Genomic DNA, 3,905 nt, shown 5'->3' with positions numbered 1-3,905 from the left:
ACGATCGTTGACGATCGCCCACGATCGTCAATGATATTTTGGGCATTGGCGATCGTGGAATCTATGTCACTATCTAACTTTTTAGGTTCCATGAGGCTGCGATCGCCAATGCAATCCTGAAAATTTGATTGAAAAGCGATTCCCGATAGATACCAATAAGAATCTTTCCCTTTCTTCGCCTTTGGGAATAGTCGCTGAAAGCGAGCGGCAACATGGTTTTTCTTCACGTTATGGTCAGAGCGGCGGACTTGTTCGTTCCAGATATATTTTTTACGCCCATTGTCAGATTCTTCGATTTCGAGCGTTCCGTTATCGATGTACCATTGCTCGAGTCTTTCCCAGATATCCTTGATATAAATTTTTGCATCAGGGGCAATTTGCAATCCTGTATCTTGGCAGAAGGCAATAAGATGATTGCTTTCCCGCCGTATTTCGTTGAGCGCTTGTTCGGTTGATTCGTAGTCGATCCCTTCGGTCGGCAGCCGCATCAGAGCATCTAATACCTTATTGAGGAGTGCGGGTAAGATGCGATCGCGAATAAAATTCGGGTCATACTTAAACCTCGGATCTGCTTGCAGTTCGCCACGACTAGGATCGGGTTTGGTTTTGAAGGTCTTATTAAAACTCAAGATGCAATAGCGAGTGGCGATCGCCTCCAGTGAAGCGTTAATCAGTGGCGCTTCATTGACATTGAAGAAAAACACGGTTTTCACATCGAAGTCTACCCCATCCTTTTGTTTTTTCTCGGAAGTAAGCGGATCTCCGGAAATAGCTTGTTTCAGGCTTTGGATATGGTCAAGAGAAAGAGCGCCCGTGTTCTCCGAACTCCAATTAATTCGCGGGCTTTCACCCAAAGCTGAAAGGGGGAATTTTCGCCCCTGATCGTATTGCCGAAAGTCGGAGAGGGAACAATTAGACATCCCTTTTCCCCCGTAGAGTTGCTTGACAGCTTCTCGAATGGCATCTTTACCATTGGAGCCGGTACCTTGACATAAGACGGCTCTCATTCTCCCTACTTTGGGCAATTGCCGGACTTTTTCTAGATCGAGACTGGCTGCAATTAGTTTTAGCAAGATATCTTGCTGAATGGGATCGAGGGCTGAGAGGAGGCGATCGCAGTCTGTCGGGTCGGCATTAGGATCGTATTTGGCGTGCGAACAATACGTATAGTATTGCGAGGGATCGTGAGAGATAAAGTGATAAATGGGGGTTTGCTCTTCCCATGTAATCTTGAGGATGCCATTAGCCCAATTGATGCCGGGGGGATTGATGTCATTCGCGCTCACGCCTGTTAGCTGCTTAGCCCATTCTAAGATAGTGTTCGCGCTCGATGGTTTGGCATATTTGCAGATATAGTCGTTTTTTTCGAAAACTCCATAATTGTTCAGCCATCTTGCAATTTTCCTGAGTAGAATTGCATCTTCTACAGATTCATAATGAGTTCCCGTCCATTGGTGCATTTCACCCTGTACGGTGATCCAAGGCTTTTTGTCAAACAATGCTTCATAAACCTCTTGAGTCCAAATTTTTTCGCTATCGGGAGGTGGAAGTACAGTATCTACTGAGTTAACTTCTGCAATTTTGATTCCTTGCAAGCCTTCTGCAATTTTTTGCTGTTGGGTATGGTCTCGATCTATTATTTTGAGGGTTTTAGCCTCCGTGACTAATTTGTCGAAGCCTTCAAGACCGTGATTTTTAATAACATCGTCAGCCCCTTTTCCTAGTTTATTATCCCAGCCTACAATTTTAACTTGGCTGCCTTTATCAGCGAACAATTTGGCAGCCCTGCGAATAGCTTTGGCAACCTTTTTAAGAGTTTCAGGTTTACTGTCTTGGTCGTAAGCGATGTAAATGTCACGGCGGGTTGCAAATAGTTCTAGGTCGGGAATGAGTTTGGGAATGTAATATTTGGTTTCTCCGGTCTCTTCATTCTCTCGAATCATTAAATCGGGGTGCTTCGTACCTTCCTCTACTTCTACTTTCTCGCAAGAATTCCAGACCCCGACGACGGCGATCGCGGCATATCCCGCGCTTAATAATGAGGCTGCTTTTTTAGCCCCTTCTGTTAATACAATTGGGACATTATTGTCTCGAACCCATTGCCAGAAAGAGGTGATAGGTTTAGTGGGGCTATATTCTATTTCGTAACGGGAGGCTATCTTTTCCCATGCTTTGCGTGATGGCTCCAAGAAAAATGCTTCAGCCGTGGCTTTGGGAGGAGTTTCATATTTTATGATTTTTCCTTGATAATCAGTCCTCGGGCTATGGGGTTTGAATTGTCCGAAAAGCCTTTCCTCTCCCGTTTTGGGGTCAAGACTTTTACACCACCATCCCCCATTAGCAAGATGCTTGTATTTCTTGAGTATCTTGTCCCTCAAGCGACCATCGTTGCGGCGATCGCTATCTGGTAATGCGTATATGAGATGTTCCCAAGCATCGTTTTCGTTCAAACTTTTAAAATTCAAAGAGGCAATTTCATCATCGATCGCGCTAAGACGAAATTCTTGGATATGAGAAACCCAAAGCCTCGATCGTCCGGGTTGTTGTCCGGGTTGTTGTGATATAATTGAGGAGGTTTGAGGGGCGGTTTTTGTATCTTCGGTTAACATTTGATTATTCCTTTTTTGAAGTGCGATCGCTATTTCCGTAGGAGGAAACGCGATGGCTTTTTTTTACGAACTGGGAGGACAAATAATTTTGAGGGTTATATCTGGTAGGTGATACTTGATATAAGCAACCACTTCAGTTAGCTTTACTATGTCAAAATCAGAGGCAATCGGATGATTGGCGCTCTCTTCTTTCCAGATGAGAATGTATGGCTGTTTCATGGTGAGAAAATGTGAAATTTATGGCGGCGATCGCGTTGATAATTCCATTCAAAAATAGGAGCGCGATAATGAGATTAAAATCAGGATTATTCTCAGCAATGGCAATGATTGAGAGCATCCCTATGATTTGAGTTAGGGCGATCGAAATGATGATTTTCATTCTAGAACGGGATATCCGGATGGTCGGGAAATTGGAGAGAGAATTTTTCTCCAATTCTTTTGAAAAATTGATAACCTGATTCGCAGTTAAAGCACAAAAACCAAGTTGGTGAATCACCTTCAAAATAAGAAGGATATCGAATTAATGAAGCTCGCCCTGATAAAAGGCAAAGGGCGATCCAAAGTTTGGGGTAAAGCTGTTCCCTATCTCGGATTTTTAATTCTATTTCGTTTGCTGGAACAAGATTTACTCTTATTTTGATATCTATGCACAATCTCATCCCAAGAAAGTAGAATATTTTAGAGTTTTTCATGAGAAGTTTCTCGCACCTCAAGCAAATTTTATAATTGTCGATCCCTGTGAGATAGCCTCTCTATAAGCCTCGTTTTTAAAAATTTTGCAAACGCTAGTACACAAGATGTTTGCTTGTGCGGTGTGAAGGCAGGATTCAAACCCCCACTCTTCGGCTTTTTCCCAGCTTTGAGGGAATAGCGATCGCACGAATCTTAGTTCATTGGCAAATCTGGCGATCGCTTTTTCGCTGAAGCGGATATCGCTTACCCAACGCTCTTGAATAAGCTGGATGTATCCATTTTTCCAAGTGCCGATCCTTATACCAGAAGGGATATGGATTATTTCTCGCGTGTCAGCATTGCGAACCAACACAAAATCGCGTTGGATTCTTTTGCCGTTAATTGTCCGCAAACGAACCTTTCCGTTTTTTTTCGATGGGATTTTTATTTTCATAATTTTGACGTGAAGGAAGTGTGATCGCTTTTTAAGGTTGTTTTGAATCCTCTCTAAATGGCTTGATTTGTTCCGAAACAAGACTTTCAAGATGATCCTCACTTGCGTAAAAAAGCATCTCATTTTTTAGTTCTTTGTTTTCGTCTGCATAGTCTGCATCGACCACCTCT

The 3,905-nt window shown here is 43.0% G+C and carries 4 protein-coding genes; all 4 read right to left on the bottom strand.

Annotated features, from left to right (window positions below; genetic code table 11):
• Positions 1-2,609: DUF3854 domain-containing protein (locus AC6RV6_RS29080; RefSeq protein ID WP_500244369.1), on the bottom strand; the 2,609-nt coding region annotated here is incomplete at its 3' end.
• Between the two features lie 63 nt (positions 2,610-2,672).
• The gene (locus AC6RV6_RS29075; RefSeq protein WP_500244368.1) at positions 2,673-2,828 is read right to left on the bottom strand and encodes a hypothetical protein; all 156 of its coding nucleotides are present in this window, start codon (positions 2,826-2,828) and stop codon (positions 2,673-2,675) included.
• Positions 2,829-2,989: 161 nt separating this feature from the next.
• Positions 2,990-3,301, bottom strand: coding sequence for a hypothetical protein (locus AC6RV6_RS29070; RefSeq protein WP_500244367.1), 312 nt, complete (start codon positions 3,299-3,301; stop codon positions 2,990-2,992).
• Positions 3,302-3,318: 17 nt separating this feature from the next.
• On the bottom strand, positions 3,319-3,735 hold the full coding sequence (locus tag AC6RV6_RS29065) for a hypothetical protein (RefSeq protein ID WP_500244366.1): 417 nt from the start codon (positions 3,733-3,735) through the stop codon (positions 3,319-3,321).
• Positions 3,736-3,905 lie beyond the last annotated feature (170 nt).

This window comes from Spirulina sp. LEGE 11439, assembly GCF_059821285.1.
This window is presented reverse-complemented; position numbering and strand designations above follow the sequence as displayed.